General features: G+C 72.1%; 12 protein-coding genes. 8 read left to right on the top strand and 4 right to left on the bottom strand.

Annotation, left to right across the window (positions count from 1 at the left end; translation table 11 throughout):
- Positions 1-62: 62 nt before the first annotated feature.
- The 7 genes from ABFX81_RS14350 to ABFX81_RS14320 all read left to right on the top strand — a co-directional run bounded on the left by ABFX81_RS14350 (position 63) and on the right by ABFX81_RS14320 (position 11,163).
- Positions 63-1,526 carry a hypothetical protein gene (locus ABFX81_RS14350; RefSeq protein WP_428837174.1) on the top strand — a complete coding sequence of 488 codons (1,464 nt, stop codon included), beginning with the start codon at positions 63-65 and terminating at the stop codon, positions 1,524-1,526.
- Positions 1,527-1,570: 44 nt separating this feature from the next.
- On the top strand, positions 1,571-2,608 hold the full coding sequence (locus tag ABFX81_RS14345; protein WP_086853290.1) for a transporter substrate-binding domain-containing protein: 1,038 nt from the start codon (positions 1,571-1,573) through the stop codon (positions 2,606-2,608).
- A 48-nt stretch (positions 2,609-2,656) separates the two neighbouring features.
- Entirely contained in the window at positions 2,657-3,991 is a 1,335-nt protein-coding gene (locus tag ABFX81_RS14340; RefSeq protein WP_086853288.1) for a coiled-coil domain-containing protein, read from the top strand.
- 17 nt (positions 3,992-4,008) lie between these two features.
- Entirely contained in the window at positions 4,009-6,672 is a 2,664-nt protein-coding gene (locus tag ABFX81_RS14335) for a serine/threonine-protein kinase (protein ID WP_428837173.1), read from the top strand.
- A gap of 3 nt (positions 6,673-6,675) precedes the next feature.
- Entirely contained in the window at positions 6,676-8,169 is a 1,494-nt protein-coding gene (locus ABFX81_RS14330) for a PP2C family protein-serine/threonine phosphatase (RefSeq protein ID WP_346138135.1), read from the top strand.
- A gap of 100 nt (positions 8,170-8,269) precedes the next feature.
- Complete coding sequence (locus ABFX81_RS14325; RefSeq protein WP_346138134.1) at positions 8,270-9,616, top strand: vWA domain-containing protein; 1,347 nt, start codon at positions 8,270-8,272, stop codon at positions 9,614-9,616.
- Positions 9,617-9,648: 32 nt separating this feature from the next.
- Positions 9,649-11,163, top strand: coding sequence for an FHA domain-containing protein (locus tag ABFX81_RS14320; RefSeq protein ID WP_346138133.1), 1,515 nt, complete (start codon positions 9,649-9,651; stop codon positions 11,161-11,163).
- 18 nt (positions 11,164-11,181) lie between these two features.
- Here the strand turns inward: ABFX81_RS14320 and ABFX81_RS14315 are convergent, their stop codons facing one another.
- Positions 11,182-12,165 carry a methyltransferase domain-containing protein gene (locus ABFX81_RS14315; protein WP_086850800.1) on the bottom strand — a complete coding sequence of 328 codons (984 nt, stop codon included), beginning with the start codon at positions 12,163-12,165 and terminating at the stop codon, positions 11,182-11,184.
- A gap of 66 nt (positions 12,166-12,231) precedes the next feature.
- On the opposite strand from ABFX81_RS14315, the gene ABFX81_RS14310 reads away from it, so the two are divergent.
- Positions 12,232-12,645 (top strand): globin domain-containing protein, encoded by a 414-nt coding sequence (locus tag ABFX81_RS14310; RefSeq protein WP_086850799.1) that lies wholly within the window; start codon positions 12,232-12,234, stop codon positions 12,643-12,645.
- A gap of 15 nt (positions 12,646-12,660) precedes the next feature.
- Here ABFX81_RS14310 and ABFX81_RS14305 read toward each other — a convergent pair whose 3' ends face one another.
- The 3 genes from ABFX81_RS14305 to ettA are packed head-to-tail and all read right to left on the bottom strand — an operon-like array spanning position 12,661 to position 15,403.
- Complete coding sequence (locus ABFX81_RS14305) at positions 12,661-13,329, bottom strand: DUF8185 domain-containing protein (RefSeq protein ID WP_086850796.1); 669 nt, start codon at positions 13,327-13,329, stop codon at positions 12,661-12,663.
- Positions 13,326-13,736 (bottom strand): acyl-CoA thioesterase, encoded by a 411-nt coding sequence (locus ABFX81_RS14300; RefSeq protein WP_059419984.1) that lies wholly within the window; start codon positions 13,734-13,736, stop codon positions 13,326-13,328. Before ABFX81_RS14300 ends, ABFX81_RS14305 begins: the two co-directional genes overlap by 4 nt.
- A gap of 2 nt (positions 13,737-13,738) precedes the next feature.
- Positions 13,739-15,403, bottom strand: a complete 1,665-nt coding sequence (ettA, locus tag ABFX81_RS14295; RefSeq protein WP_086850794.1) for an energy-dependent translational throttle protein EttA — start codon at positions 15,401-15,403, stop codon at positions 13,739-13,741.
- Positions 15,404-15,487: the final 84 nt, after the last annotated feature.

The following is a 15,487-nucleotide window of genomic DNA, read 5'->3' as shown; positions in this document are numbered from 1 at the left end:
GATCGAGGCAAGGCCGGTGCGGATGTCAGTGCCGGAAGGGATACTTGCGGCGACGGATGACCATGGGGGAGGTCACAGTGACACACCTGCCGACGAGCAGCACACCACCAACGGGGCCGGGCGTGCCCACTCTCCCGGCCGTGCCGGCCCAACCGGCACCGCCGACACCACCGGCCCAAGCCCCCCACGGCAGCCCTGCGGTGCCTCAGCCCCGGCGTACCGCCTTCGCCGAGGGGCTGGACCAACTCCGGGCCGCCGCCACCACAGAGCCCGGCCGCCTGCGTATCATCGGCGCCCTGCTCGCGCTCCTCGTCGTCGCCTTCGGTGCCGTCACCGCCTGGCAGATGACCGACCGCGCGGCCGCCGCCGACGACGTCCTGACCAGCAGCCAGCCCCTCAGTTCGGACGCGGCCGACATCTACCGCTCCCTCGCGGACGCCAACACCGCCGCCTCCAGCGGCTTCCTCGCCGGCGGCCAGGAGACGGCAGCCTCCCGCGACCGCTACGAGAAGGACATCCGCACGGCAGCGGAGAAACTCGTCAACGCCGCCGCCAACTCGGACCCGGACTCCCCGTCCGCGGCGACCATCGCCAAGCTCAACAGACTCCTCCCGGAGTACAAGGGCCTGGTCGAACGCGCCCGCACCTACAACCGCCAGGGCTTCCCGGTCGGCGGCGCCTACCTCCGCTACGCCAACGAGAAGATGCAGGAGGAGATGCTCCCGGCGGCTGAGGACCTGTACAAGAAGGAGAACCAGCGCCTGCGCGCGGACTACGCGGACGCCACGCCCTACCCCTGGGCCGCCATCGCCCTCGGCATCGCCGCCCTGGCCGCCCTGGCCTGGGCCCAGCACCGCAACTACCAGCGCACCAACCGCGTCCTGAACCACGGCCTGGTCGCCGCCACGGCCACCGCGACCGTGGTCCTCCTCTGGCTGGTCGTCGGCCACAGCGTCGCCCGAGCGGGCCTGAACGACTCCTACGACCACGGGGTCCGCTCCCTGAACGTGCTACACGACGCCCGTATCGCCTCCCTCAAGGCCAGGGGCAACGAGAACCTGACCCTGGTGGCCCGCGGCGCCGAGACGAAGAAGGTCGGCGAAAAGACCTACGACGCCTATGACTACGACTTCAGCACGGACATCAAGGCCCTGGGCAAGTACCTGGCGGCCGCCGGCGAGCTCGCCGACGACGCAGCGGGCGAAAGCCCCGTCACCGCCGCCGTCGGCAACATGACGGAGTGGAAGAAGCGCCACGGCGCGGCCCGCGATCAGGACGAGAAGGGCAACTACCAGCAGGCGCTGGAGAAGGTCATCGGCACCGACAAGGCGACCGGCGAGTGCTTCGACAGCGTCGACGAGAACCTGCGCACGGCACTCGCGCACGAGGAAACCGAGTTCAAGCGCGCGGCCGGTGACGGCAGGGACGCTCTGACGGGCCTGTCGGCAGGCGCGGCCGTTTTTGCGGTGCTCGGCGCCGCGGGCGCCGTGCTGGGCATCGGCCGCAGGCTGTCGGAGTACCGATGAACGGGACACGGGTGAACGGGACACGGGTGAAAGGGGGCGCGACCATGCGAGCACGACGTCTGCGGGCCAGTCTGAAGGGCTGGGGCGGGGTGGCCGCGATGGCGGTCGTCTGCGCCCTGGTGGCCTTCTTCGCACTGTGCGTCCCGCTGTCCGGACCGAAGACCGTGGACGGCCAGTCCGTGGCCCAGTCGGCCCGGGTCAAGGCCGAGAAGGCCGAAGAGGACTGCGAGGCCCCCGAGAAGCAGACCCTGTCGCCCTCCTCCGCCGACGGCGACACCATCCAGAAGATCAAGAACCGCCAGGGCGACAAGCGAAAGCTGATCGTCGGCGTCGACCAGAACAGCTACCGCTGGGGCTACCGCAACCCCAACAGCGGCAGGACCGCGGAGCTCGAGGGCTTCGACATCGACCTGGTCCACCGCATCGCCGAGGACATACTCGGCGACCCGAAGGCGGTCCAGTTCAAGGCGATCCCCACCGACCAGCGCATCCCGGCGATCCAGGGCGGCCGCGTGGACATGGTCGTCCGCACGATGACGATCAACTGCGAGCGCATCGAGGACGTCGCCTTCTCCGCGCCGTACTTCAAGACGGGGCAGCATGTCCTGGCCCCCAAGTCCTCGCCCATCAAGGGCTATGACGACACACTCGCCGGCAAGAGGATCTGCACGGCCACGGGCTCCACGGCGTACTCCACGCTGAAAGCGGACAAGAAGAGCGGCGAACTCCCCGCCTCCACCGACATCTCCGGGACCGTCCCGAACCAACTCGACTGCCTGGTCAGGCTCCAGCTCGGCGAGGCCGACGCGGTGGTCACCGACGGCGCACTCGCCGCGAGCCAGGCGGCACAGGATCCGACGGTCGAGCTCAAGGGCGACGCCTTCACTGCCGAGTACTACGGCGTGGCGATGAAGAAGGACGCCGACGATCTGGTACGCCGGGTCAACCAGATCCTGGTGGACTACCGCAAGGACATCGCGAACGGCTGGCAGGCGTCGTACGACAAATGGCTGTCGGCGACACTGGGCAAGGATTCGGAGAAGTCGGAACCACCGGCACCGCAGTACCTGCGCACGACCTGACAACCGCACCGACCCCCCAACCGGCACAACCGCAGCGAGAGGTGATCGATGGGCGTCACGGGATCCACCGGGCCGGTGATGGACCGGGACGAGGTGGACCGTGCGCTGGCGCGGCTCGGCGCGGAGCACGAGGCGATCGAGACCTCGCTCCTCGCCCTCCAGGACCACGCGGGCCGCAGACTCCTGGAGGGCGCCGAGCTCACCGGCGTCACCCAGGAGCGCTGGACGTCCACAGAGGCGTCGATCACGCTGCTGTGGACGTACTTCGACGCGTACACGGACGCCTTGCGCTCCGCCCGGGAGATCCGTGCCCGCCGCCGCTGGTCCAGCCGCGAGGACCTGGTGGAGCTGACGGAGCTGCTGAGCGGCGAGTCGGTCACGGTCGCGGGCAGCGTCACCGCGACGGCCAACGCCCCGACGCTGCACGGCACGGGGAACAAACTCAGCGAACGCTACTCGCTCGTCACCCTCGTCGACCGGATGAACGAGCTGTACGCGACGAGCCTGGACATGGTCGTCGCGGCCGATGCGGTCTGGTCGGCGCTGCCCGCCCGGATCGATCTGCTGGCGGCCGAACTCCAGCGCACCCGCCGGCTCGCGCACTCGGTCGGGGTGCGCCCCGGCGAGCACCCGGCGGGCGACGACCTGGAGCGCATCACCCGCACGCTCACCAAGCTGCGCGAGCAGGTGGTGTCGGACCCGCTGGCGTTCTGGCTGGCCGCGGAGGGCAGTTCGGCCCCGGGCGGCGGCAGGCCGGACACGACGGTGTACGACCGTGAGGCGCGCGCCCTGGAGGACGTGCGCCGGGAGATCGACGCGGTCCTGACCGTACGGCAGGACGCCGAGAAGCGGATCGTCAGACTGCGGGACGTCCTCAGCCGGGCGGACCGTACGCTCGCCGAGGCGCGCACTGCCCGCGGCGAGGTGCTCGCCAAGATCGCGGCGACGGAGGTGCCGGTCGTCAGCGGACCGCCGACCGCGTTGCAGGAACAGCTGGCGGCGGCCGCGGAGTACCGCAGACAGGCACAGTGGCACCGGCTGTCCCCGCTCCTGGAGTCGCTGGAGGAGAAGGCGGAGGACGAACTGCTGCGGGCCCGCGAGTCGTTGACCGCGGTCACCGCACCCCTGGCGGTCCGCGCCGAACTGCGTGGCCGGCTCGACGCGTACAAGGCGAAGGTCGCCCGGCACGGCTTCGCCGAGGACACGCTGCTCGTCGAGCGGTACGAGAAGGCCCGTCGCATGCTGTGGAGCGCCCCCTGCGACCTGCGCGCCGCCGAACAGGCCGTGCTGCGCTACCAGCAGGCCGCCGCGGAACTGCTCGGCGGCCCGCGGGTGCCGGACCAGGGCGTGCCGGAGGACGACCGGAGGGGGCCGGGCGCATGAGCGACAAGGGGGAGTCCGTGAGTCAGGCACCGAACGAACCACCGAACGAACCGCCGAGCCGGTCACCGGGCGAAGTCCGGGGTGAGCCGCAGCGCACCTGTCAGCGCCCCTCCTGCGGCGGCACCTACGAAGACGTGGGCGGCGGCGAACTGTACTGCGACACCTGCGGCCTGGCCCCGGTCGTCGCGTCGAACGGCATGGTCGGGTCACCCCCGACCGGCATCACCGCCGGCGGCAAGGGCGGCTCCCGCGGCTCGGGGGGCAGCGGCAGCTCCCGTTCCACCGGCCGCACTTCCCGTACGTCGTCCCAGTCGTCGAAGTCCCGCCGCTCGGTGTCGGGACGCCTCTCGCGCTCCCTGTCGGGCAAGGCGACGGGCCGTTCGGTGTCGGTGCGCAGCTCCGGCTCCGCCGCCGGTTCCTCGTCCCGGGGCCGGCTGGGCGCCGGACTGGTCCAGGTCCCGCCGATCCCGCGGCCCGACCCGCGCGCCATGGTCCTGGACAACCCCGAAGTGCCCGAGCGGAAGCGGTTCTGCTCGCGCTCGGACTGCGGTGCCCAGGTGGGCCGTGCGCGCGGCGACCGTCCGGGCCGTACGGAGGGCTTCTGCACCAAGTGCGGCCATCCGTACTCGTTCGTGCCGAAGCTGAAGGCCGGGGACGTCGTGCACGGCCAGTACGAGGTGGTGGGCTGCCTCGCGCACGGCGGTCTGGGCTGGATCTACCTGGCCGTCGACCGGGCGGTCTCCGACCGCTGGGTGGTCCTCAAGGGTCTGCTGGACACCGGCGACCAGGACGCGATGGCCGCGGCGATCTCCGAGCGGCGCTTCCTGGCGGAGATCGAGCACGCCAACATCGTGCGGATCTACAACTTCGTGGAGCACCTGGACCAGCGCACGGGATCCCTCGACGGCTACATCGTCATGGAGTACGTCGGCGGGAAGTCGCTGAAGGAGATCGCCAACTCCCGCCGCACCCCGCAGGGCAGGCGCGATCCGCTGCCGGTGGAACAGGCCTGCGCGTACGGCCTGGAGGCCCTGGAGGCGCTCGGCCATCTGCACAGCCGCAACCTGCTGTACTGCGACTTCAAGGTCGACAACGCCATCCAGACCGAGGACCAGCTCAAGCTGATCGACATGGGCGCGGTCCGCAGGATGGACGACGAGGAGTCGGCCATCTACGGCACGGTCGGCTACCAGGCGCCGGAGGTCGCCGAGGTCGGCCCGTCGGTGGCGAGCGACCTCTACACCGTCGCCCGCACCCTGGCCGTCATGACCTTCGACTTCCAGGGCTACACGAACGTCTACGTCGACTCCCTGCCCGACCCGGACAACATCGAGGTCTTCCGGCAGTACGAGTCGTTCTACCGCCTCCTGGTCCGCGCCACCGACCCCGACCCGGCCCGCCGGTTCGCCTCCGCGCAGGAGATGACCGAGCAGCTCACGGGCGTCCTGCGGGAGGTCGTCTCCCTCCAGACGGGCCGCGCCCGGCCCGCCCTGTCGACACTGTTCGGGCCCGAGCTGCGGGTCACGGACACGGTGTTGTTCCCGAAGCTGGACGGTGAGGTGTCCCGGCTCGGGGCGAGGGCGGTACGGAAGCGGCGCCATTCCGGGACCGCGGCGGCGCTGCCCGCTGTCCCCTCCCAGCCCCACGCCGCCCAGCTTCACGCCGGACCAGGAGCCGCGGCAGGGCCGGGCCCCGGCGGCCAGGGTGGCGCGCAGAGCCCTCCCACCCTCCACGGCCTCGTCAAACCCGTCGACACCCCCGCCGCCGCCCTCGCCCTTCCCGTCCCCCGCGTCGACCCGTCCGACCCCAACGCCGGTTTCCTGGCGGGCCTGATGACCTCCGCGCCGGCCGAACTGCTCGGCGCCCTCGCGGCGGCTCCGGCCCCGTCGATCGAGACGCGGCTGCGGCAGATCCGGGCCTGGCTGGAGACCGGCGATCCGGCCGCCGCGCTGGAGGCGCTGGTCACGCTGGAGGGGGAGCGGCCCGACGACTGGCGGGTGGTCTGGTACCGGGGCGTGGCCGCGCTGGTGACGGGCGACGACGAGGGCGCCGCGCTCGCCTTCGACGCGATCTACGACGCCTTCCCCGGCGAGATCGCGCCCAAGCTGGCGCTGGGCCTGTGCGCGGAGGTGCTGGGCCAGCTCGACAACGCCGCCGAGTACTACCGGCTGGTGTGGTCGACCGACCCGAGCTATGTGAGTGCCGCGTTCGGGCTGGCCCGCGTGCAGTTGGCGACCGGGGACCGGCGCAGCGCCGTACGGACGCTGGAGTCGGTTCCGGAGTCCTCCATCCACTACACGGCCGCGCGCGTGGCCGCCGTCCGGGCGCGGCTGCGGCAGCGCACGGCGGCCGCCTCGGACGTACCGTTCCTGGAGGACCTGACGGCCGCCGCGGCGCAGGTCGAGGCCCTGGACGCGTACGGTCTGGACCCGGCGCGGCGCGAGCAGTTGTCGGCCGAAGTCTTCGGCTGCGCGCTGGACTGGGTACTCTCCGGGGGCCAGGGTTCCGCCCCTCCCGCCGCCGGGGGACGGACGCTGCTCGGCAGCGGCCTGGACGAGCGGGGCCTGCGTTTCGGACTGGAACGCTCGTACCGCACGCTGGCCCGGCTGGCGCGGGGCGGCGAGGAGAGGATCGACCTGGTGGAACGTGCCAATCGTTACCGCCCCCGGACGTGGGTGTAGTTGATGTCGCAGATGCCCCAGTTGTCCGCCTGCCCGAGTTGCGAGGAACCCCTCGAATCGGGTGACCGTTTCTGCGGCGCGTGCGGATACGACCTGTCCGCCGTGCCGGTACGGCCGGAGGACAACCCGACCATCACCATGAACGGCTCGGTGCCCGCGCAGGGCGCCCCGGCCGCCGGTGCGTATCCCGAGCCGCCGAGGGTGCCGCCCGCCGGCGGGGGCTGGCCCGCCCCCGGGCCGAACGGCGCGGGCGGACCGCAGGCGGCGCACCTGCCGACGGACCTTCAGGGCACGGACTCGGGCGGCTCCGCGCTGCCCCCGGACGCACCCCCGCCCCCCGGCGTTCCGCCGGCCCCGGCAGCGGGCGTCCGCTTCGACCATCCGCCGCAGGCCGCGGGCCACCCCGTACCGCCCGGCAGCGCCGAGGGACACCCCGTGCCGCCCGGCGGCTACGCCCCGCAGTCCGACGGATATCCGGCACAGTCAGAGACCTATCAGGCACAGCAGCCCGACGAGTACCTCCTCCAGGCACCGGACCCACGGGTGTCCGCCGACCCGGCGGCCCAGGCCGCCGGCGCCGGCGGCAAGGTCTGCGTGGCCTGCCGGGCCGGCCGCGTGGACGACGACGGCTACTGCGAGAACTGCGGCCACGCCCAGCCGCGCGAACGGGACCACATGGAGCAGGAGTCCGGCCCGGTGGCCGCGGTCAGCGACCGCGGCCTGCGCCACCACCGAAACGAGGACGCGTTCGCGATCGGCAGCACCGCGCTGCCGGACGGCTCGCCCGCCTCCGTGGCGATCGTCTGCGACGGCGTCTCCTCGGCGACCCGCCCGGACGACGCCTCGATGGCGGCGTCGAAGGCGGCGAGCGAGTCACTGCTGGCCGCCCTGCCGCGCGGCACGCACCCGCAGCAGGCGATGCACGACGCGATCATCGCCGCCTCGCGCGCGGTGAACTCGCTCGCCGCGGAACCCGCCACGGCCCGCGAGCACGCCCCGCACCAGAACGCCCCCGCGTGCACCATCGTCGGCGCCGTGGTCACATCGGGCCTGCTGATCGTCGGCTGGGTCGGCGACAGCCGCGCCTACTGGGTCCCGGTCGACCGGAGCGCACCCCCCGCCCGGCTCACCGAGGACGACTCGTGGGCCGCGCAGATGGTCGCCGCGGGCCTGATGAGCGAGGCCGAGGCCTACGCCGACGAGCGCGCCCACGCCATCACCGGCTGGCTCGGCGCGGACGCCTACGAACTGGAGCCGCACACCGCCGCGTTCAAGCCGGACCGGCCGGGCGTGGTCGTGGTCTGCACGGACGGCCTGTGGAACTACGCGGAGGCGGCCGAGGAGCTGGCCCGGGTCGTCCCGCTCGACGCCGCGGCCCACCCGCTGCACAGCGCCCGGGTGCTCGTCGGCCACGCCCTGGACGGCGGGGGCCACGACAACGTAACAGTGGCCCTCGTGCCGTTCCCGGCCGTCTCTCAGGGGGCAGGATCGGCCTGAGGCCGCGTTACGGGGATGCCTCAGCGGACCGGAGGGGACCGGTCCGCATTCCGTCATCACCCCGCTCCGGTGGGGGCTTTCGAGGGGGATCGAAGCAGGCATGGCCAATTTCTCGAAGTCGAACGTGCCCCAGTTCTCGGTGGACGTGTACCAGAACGAGTACCTGCCGGAGGGCGCCGGCGAGGTCAACGCCATCGTCACGGTGACGGCGACCGGCGGCGGCACGATCGGCACCGCGGTCTCGGCGCCCCACCTCTTCTCGCCCGGTCAGGGTCCGTCCGCGGCCGTGGCGATCATGGTCGACTGCTCCGGGTCGATGGACTACCCGGCGACCAAGATGCGCAACGCCCGCGACGCCACGGCCGCCGCGATCGACACCCTGCGCGACGGTGTGCACTTCGCCGTAGTGGGCGGGACACACGTGGCCAAGGAGGTCTACCCGGGCGGTGGTCGCCTCGCGGTCGCCGACGCCACCACCCGCGAGCAGGCCAAACGGGCGCTGCGCTCGCTCAGCGCGGGCGGCGGCACGGCCATCGGCACCTGGCTGAAACTGGCCGACCGCCTGCTGTCCTCCGCGGACGTCGCCATCCGGCACGGCATCCTGCTCACCGACGGCCGCAACGAACACGAGTCACCCCAGGACCTGAAGGCCGCGCTCGACGCGTGCGCGGGGCGCTTCACCTGTGACGCGCGCGGCGTGGGCACCGACTGGGAAGTGAAAGAAGTCACAGGGATCGCCTCCGCCCTGCTCGGCACCGCCGACATCGTCGCCGACCCGGCCGGACTCGCCGCCGACTTCACGCAGATGATGGAGACGGCGATGGGCAAGGAGGTCGCGGACGTCTCCCTGCGGCTGTGGACCCCGGTCGGCACGACGGTGAAGTTCGTCAAGCAGGTCGCGCCCACGGTCGAGGAGCTGACCGGACGGCGCACCGAGGCGGGGCCGCGCGCCGGTGACTACCCCCTGGGTTCCTGGGGGGACGAGTCCCGTGACTACCACGTATGCGTCGAGGTCCCGGCCGCGAACATCGGGCAGGAGATGCTGGCGGCCCGGATCTCGCTGGTCATTCCGCAGCCCGACGGCACCGTCCAGAACCTCGGCGCGCAGGGCCTGGTCCGTGCCGTGTGGACGGACGACATGGTCGCCTCGACGTCGATCAACCCCCAGGTCGCCCACTACACCGGGCAGGCAGAACTGGCACAGGTCATCCAACAAGGGCTGGATCTTCGTAAGTCGGGAGATATGGACGGAGCAACGGCCAAACTGGGCCGGGCCGTTCAGCTCGCGAGTGCCTCCGGGAACGCCGATACTGCGAAACTGCTTGCGAAGGTGGTGGACGTGGTCGATGCCGCGACCGGTACTGTGCGACTGAAGGCGAAGGTCGAAGAGGCCGACGAGATGACGCTCGAGACCCGGTCCACCAAGACTGTTCGCGTGAAGAAGTGACCTAGAAGGAATCGAAGGAGGGACGCGCCGACATGCCGACCTGCCCGAACGGACACCAGTCGGGTTCCGACGACTGGTGCGAGGTCTGCGGTCACCGCATGGCGGGTGCCGTGCCTCCGCCTCCTCCGCCGCCGCCCCCGCCCGGCGGCGGCTACGGCTTCCCGCCCCCGGGCGGCCCCGGTGGCCCTGGGGGACCTCCCGGCGGCCCCGGCGGTCAGCCCGGCGGGCGCCCGCCGCACCTGTCCGCCGTGCCGAGCGCCGAGCCGGAGCTCTGTCCGCAGTGCCGTACGCCGCGTGAGGGCGGCGCGCCGTTCTGCGAGGAGTGCCGGTGGAACTTCCTGACGAACACGGCGACTTCGTACACCCCCGCCGCCCCGCCCCCGCCGCCGCCCGGCCCGGGCGTGCGCTTCCAGCCGCCGGGCCAGCCCGGTCCGTCCGGCCCGCCGGGACCGTCGTACGGCGGCGGTGACTCGTACGAGTACCAGGGCTCCCGCCCGTCGCAGATGAACCGCCCGGCCGAGCCGATCCCGCCCTTCGGCAGCGACCCCTCGGGCTACCCCGGACCCGGCGGGCCCGGCGGTCGTCCCGGCCCTGGTGGCCCCGGCGGTCCTGGTGGCCCCGGCGGTCCTCCCGGTCCGGGCGGTCCTCCCGGTCCCGGTGGTCCTTCCGGCCCGCCCGGATTCGGTGCCGACCCCTCGCGGCCTGTCCCGCCGCCGCCCGGCCCCGGCGCGCCCGGTGGCCCCGGCGGTCACGGCGGTGCTCCGCAGGGCTTCCAGCAGTCCGGTCCGCCGGCTCCGCCCGGATTCCCGCAGGAGACCCAGCGTCCGCAGCAGGGCGGTCAGTCCTTCGGCGGCGGCGGTGACGACTGGGTGATCTCCCCGCCGTCGTCCACCGGTCCGGGCGGCGGCCCTGGCGGGCCCGGTGGCCCTGGCGGCGGTTACGGCTATCCGCAGCCCGGCGGGACCCAGGCACCGCCCGGGCCCGGCGGCGGCTACGGTTACCCGCAGCCCGGCGCGATCCAGGCACCGCCCGGCCCCGGCGGAGGTCAGGGCGGCGGTTACGGCTATCCGCAGCCCGGCGCGACCCAGGCACCGCCCGGGCCCGGCGGCTTCCCGCAGCAGCCCCAGGCGCCCCAGGGACCGGTGACCTGGACCGCGACCATCGGCCCGGACCGTGAGTACTTCATGGCGATGATGCAGCGTTCCGGCCCCGAGGCCGCGGGCCTGAACCTGCCCGCGTACTCGCCCGAGCAGCAGCGCACGCTCACCGGCAACCAGCTCACGATCGGCCGCCGTCGGCACTCCACCGGCGACACCCCCGACATCGATCTCTCGGTGCCGCCGGAGGACCCGGGCGTCTCGCACCAGCACGCGGTGCTGGTCCAGCAGCCCGACGGCAGCTGGGCGGTCGTCGACCAGAACTCGACGAACGGCACGACGGTCAACGGCTCGGAGGAGCCGATCCAGCCGTTCGTCCCCGTACCGCTCCAGGACGGCGACCGGGTGCACGTCGGCGCCTGGACGACGATCACGATCCGCCGCGGCTGAGCCCCGGCAGCAGCCTCGTCAGGCCGGGAGGGGCCAGGCGTACGGCCCCTCCGGGTCGTCCAGCCAGGCCCACTCCCGGTCCCCGCTGACGGTGATGCCGTAGCGCTCGCGCTGCGGCATGCCCTCCTGTTCCCACAGCGCGTGCGCCTCCTGCGGGTCGAGGCTGCCGCGGGTCAGGGCCAGCAGGAAACGGAACAGGTCGTCTTCCCTGGCCCGGCGCGGTACGCCGCCCAGTTGGAGCGGCTCGCCCCCCGGTCGGCTCCCGCCGCGCAGCGGCACGAAGTAGGCGGGCGTGTGCAGGAAGCGCCCCTCGGCATGGCCGGCGTCGCGCACGGTGAGCACGACCAGGCCGGTGGCGAGCGGCATCAGGATCCGGCCACCGGGGCGGCTCTGGGCGAGCCAGGCGCGCGGCACGGTGCTCAGCGCGCAGGTGGCGATGACCCGGTCGAACGGCGCGCGCTCGGGCACGCCCCGGGCGCCGTCGCCGGTGACGACGACCGGGTGGTACCCGGCCGCGGCCAGGTGCCGGCGGGCCGACTCGGTGATCTCCGGGTCGAGGTCCACGGTCGTCACCCTGTCGTCGCCCAGCCGGTGGGCGAGCAGCGCGGCGTTGTAGCCGGTGCCGGCGCCGATCTCCAGGACCGTGTGCCCGTCCGCCACGCGCAGCGCGGCCAGCATGTCCGCCATCAGGGACGGCTGGCTGCTGGAGGAGAGCAGTTCGCCGTCGCGCAGCCGGGTCGCCAGCGGGGTGTCCTCGTAGGCGCCCCGCAGCCACCGCTCGCGCGCTTGCGGGTCGGGGCTCTCGCCCCACCGGCGTTCGTAGCCGCCGGCGACGCCGACGTAGTAGTACGGCACGAAGAGGTGGCGCGGGACCGCCGCGAACGCCGCCCGCCACGCCGGGTCGGCGCCCCAGGCCCCGCTCGCGTCGATCCGGCGCACCAGAGCCGCCCGCGCGGAGGCGGCGAGATCGTCCGGTTCCCTGTCGGGTGCATGCCCGCCCATACCCCCACAGTAAGGGCACCGGGGCCGGTCCTAGGGCTTGAGACCTATGTCCCCACGTCTGAGAGCATGGAGGGCGTGAAAGAGATTCGGCGCGGCACGCTTCAGGAGCAGACCTTCTACGAGCAGGTCGGCGGGGAGGAGACCTTCCGTCGGCTCGTCCACCGTTTCTACGAGGGAGTCGCCGAGGACCCGCTGCTGCGGCCCATGTATCCCGAGGAGGACCTGGGCCCGGCCGAGGAGCGCCTCACGCTGTTCCTCATCCAGTACTGGGGCGGCCCCACGACGTACAGCGACAACCGCGGCCACCCCCGCCTGCGGATGCGGCACGCGCCCTTCACGGTGGACCGTGCGGCGCACGACGCCTGGCTGAAGCACATGCGGGTCGCCGTCGAGGAGCTCGGGCTGTCCGAGGAGCACGAGCAGACGCTGTGGAACTACCTGACCTACGCGGCGGCGTCGATGGTGAACGCCCCGGGCTGACGGACAAGGGCGCGGTCAGCGGACGCTGACGTCCAGCGCCCCGAGCCCGGCCTGTCGTACGGCGATCGACCCGTACGGTGTGCGCAGCCGCAGCCACGCGCCCGACGAGAACAGCACCAGTGGCGCCCCGGGCCGCAGGAACCCGAGCGACTGCGCCGCGTGCACGGCGCGGACCGGGAGCCGGGTGTCGCCGACCGTACGGGACCAGATGTCCCGCCCGATCCGGTCCAGTTCGGCCCTCGTGCGCCCCTCCGGGGACAACTCCTGCGTACGGGACCGGAACTCGGCGACGACGGCGGCCACGAGGGACCGCAGCGCGTCGGGCGCCGGCAGCCCCGGCTCGGGCCGCCAGCCGCCGCGTGGCGGCAGGACGCCCGCCCACGGCGGCCCGGTCACCGCGCCCGGCACGAGGGCCGTGGCGCCCCTCTCGTCCACCGACTCCAGCAGCTCACCGGCGGACACGGTCACGTCCAGCGTGACGTCGAGCCCGTCCTCGTACGGCTTCGCCAGCCGCACCGCGCGCACGGCCAGCACGTCGAAGGACGGCGGCCGCCCGAACACGGCAAGGGCGGTGCCCGCCGCCTGGAGGCGCACCGCGGCCCCACGGTCGTAGTGGAGCAGCCGGGAGAGGAAGGCCGCGAGATCCGCCGCCTCCCCCTCGTCGGCCAGGTGGAGCACCGTCATGCGGCGACGGCCTCCTCCTCGTCGTCCGTGTACTCCCGGAGGAACTCGCGTTCCTCCGGGGTGAGCCGGCGCGGGCGCTGTGCCTCGAAGTCGAACGGCACTATCACCGTCGAGGCCCGGACGTAGACCAGGTCGTCGTCCTTCACCTCGTACGTGAGGGTGAAGGACGCCGCCCTGATCTCCGTGACCCACAGCTCGATGTCCACGGGCGTGTGCCGGTGGACGAGCTGCCGCTTGTAGTCGATCTCATGGCGTGCCACCACGGACCCCTGCTTGAAGTCCTTCTCCGGACGGAACAGGAAGTCGATACGGGCTTCCTCCAGGTAGCGGAGGAACACCACGTTGTTGACGTGGCCGTACGCGTCCATGTCCGCCCAGCGCAGCGGGCAGCGGTAGATGTGCCGCAAGATCAGCCCCGGGTCAGCTTCTTGTAGGTGGCGCGGTGCGGACGCGCGGCGTCCGGGCCGAGCCGCTCGATCTTGTTCTTCTCGTACGACTCGAAGTTGCCCTCGAACCAGAACCACTTGGACTCGCCCTCGTAGGCGAGGATGTGCGTGGCGACCCGGTCCAGGAACCACCGGTCGTGGGAGACGACCACGGCCGCACCCGGGAACTCCAGCAGCGCGTTCTCCAGGCTGCTCAGGGTCTCGACGTCGAGGTCGTTCGTCGGCTCGTCGAGGAGAAGCAGGTTGCCGCCCTGCTTGAGGGTGAGCGCGAGGTTCAGGCGGTTGCGCTCACCGCCGGAGAGCACACCGGCCGCCTTCTGCTGGTCCGGCCCCTTGAACCCGAAGGCCGAGACGTAGGCACGCGACGGCATCTCGACCTGGCCCACATTGATGTAGTCCAGCTCGTCGGAGACCACGGCCCACAGCGACTTCTTCGGGTCGATGTTCTCGCGGCTCTGGTCGACGTAGGAGATCTTGACGGTGTCGCCGACCTTGATCTCGCCCGAGTCGGGCTGCTCGATGCCCTGGATCATTTTGAACAGGGTCGTCTTGCCGGCGCCGTTCGGGCCGATGATGCCGACGATCCCGTTGCGCGGCAGGGTGAAGCTGAGGTCGTCGATGAGGACCTTCTCACCGAAGGCCTTGCTGAGGTTGTTGACCTCGACGACGACGTTGCCCAGGCGCGGGCCCGGCGGGATCTGGATCTCCTCGAAGTCCAGCTTCCGCATCTTGTCGGCCTCGGCGGCCATCTCCTCGTAGCGGGCCAGACGCGCCTTGGACTTGGCCTGCCGCCCCTTGGCGTTGGAGCGCACCCACTCGAGCTCTTCCTTGAGCCGCTTCTGCCGCTTGGCGTCCTTCTGGCCCTCGACCTTGAGGCGGGCGGCCTTGGTCTCCAGGTACTTGGAGTAGTTGCCCTCGTAGGGGTAGAGGCGGCCGCGGTCGACCTCGCAGATCCACTGGGCGACGTTGTCGAGGAAGTACCGGTCGTGGGTGACCGCCACGACGGTGCCCGGGTACTTGGCCAGGTGCTGCTCCAGCCAGTTCACCGACTCGGCGTCGAGGTGGTTGGTCGGCTCGTCGAGCAGCAGCAGGTCGGGCTGCTCCAGCAGCAGCTTGCACAGCGCGACCCGGCGGCGCTCACCACCGGACAGGTTGGTGACGGGCCAGTCGCCGGGCGGGCAGCCCAGGGCGTCCATGGCCTGCTCCAGCTGGGCGTCGAGGTCCCACGCGTTGGCGTGGTCGAGGTCCTCCTGGAGCTTGCCCATCTCGTCCATGAGCTCGTCGGTGTAGTCGGTCGCCATCTGCTCGGCGATCTCGTTGAACCGGTCGAGCTTGCCCTTGATCCCGGCGACACCCTCCTGGACGTTCTCCAGGACGGTCTTGTCCTCGGTCAGCGGGGGCTCCTGGAGCAGGATGCCGACCGTGTAACCGGGAGTAAGGAAGGCGTCACCGTTGGACGGCTGCTCGATGCCGGCCATGATCTTCAGGATCGTCGACTTGCCGGCGCCGTTCGGGCCGACGACGCCGATCTTCGCTCCCGGGAGGAAGCTGGTCGTCACGTCGTCGAGGATCACCTTGTCGCCGTGCGCCTTACGCGCCTTGCGCATGGTGTAAATGAACTCAGCCAAGAGAAACCGTCCGGCAGCTTGAATACGGCAGTGGGCAGATACACCCCATCTTGCCGTACCGCCACCCCTGGGTGGAAACGCGTA

The organism is Streptomyces coeruleofuscus (assembly GCF_039532725.1).
Classification (GTDB): Bacteria; Actinomycetota; Actinomycetes; order Streptomycetales; family Streptomycetaceae; genus Streptomyces; species Streptomyces coeruleofuscus.
Note: the sequence above shows the minus strand (reverse complement) of the source record. Positions and strands in the feature narration are given on the sequence as shown.

Coding starts and splice junctions, on each gene's coding strand:
- ABFX81_RS14350 (WP_428837174.1), top strand. CDS start 63: ATGGGGGAGGTCACAGTGACACACCTGCCGACGAGCAGCACACCACCA.
- ABFX81_RS14345 (WP_086853290.1), top strand. CDS start 1,571: ATGCGAGCACGACGTCTGCGGGCCAGTCTGAAGGGCTGGGGCGGGGTG.
- ABFX81_RS14340 (WP_086853288.1), top strand. CDS start 2,657: ATGGGCGTCACGGGATCCACCGGGCCGGTGATGGACCGGGACGAGGTG.
- ABFX81_RS14330 (WP_346138135.1), top strand. CDS start 6,676: ATGTCGCAGATGCCCCAGTTGTCCGCCTGCCCGAGTTGCGAGGAACCC.
- ABFX81_RS14325 (WP_346138134.1), top strand. CDS start 8,270: ATGGCCAATTTCTCGAAGTCGAACGTGCCCCAGTTCTCGGTGGACGTG.
- ABFX81_RS14320 (WP_346138133.1), top strand. CDS start 9,649: ATGCCGACCTGCCCGAACGGACACCAGTCGGGTTCCGACGACTGGTGC.
- ABFX81_RS14315 (WP_086850800.1), bottom strand. CDS start 12,165: ATGGGCGGGCATGCACCCGACAGGGAACCGGACGATCTCGCCGCCTCC.
- ABFX81_RS14310 (WP_086850799.1), top strand. CDS start 12,232: ATGGAGGGCGTGAAAGAGATTCGGCGCGGCACGCTTCAGGAGCAGACC.
- ABFX81_RS14305 (WP_086850796.1), bottom strand. CDS start 13,329: ATGACGGTGCTCCACCTGGCCGACGAGGGGGAGGCGGCGGATCTCGCG.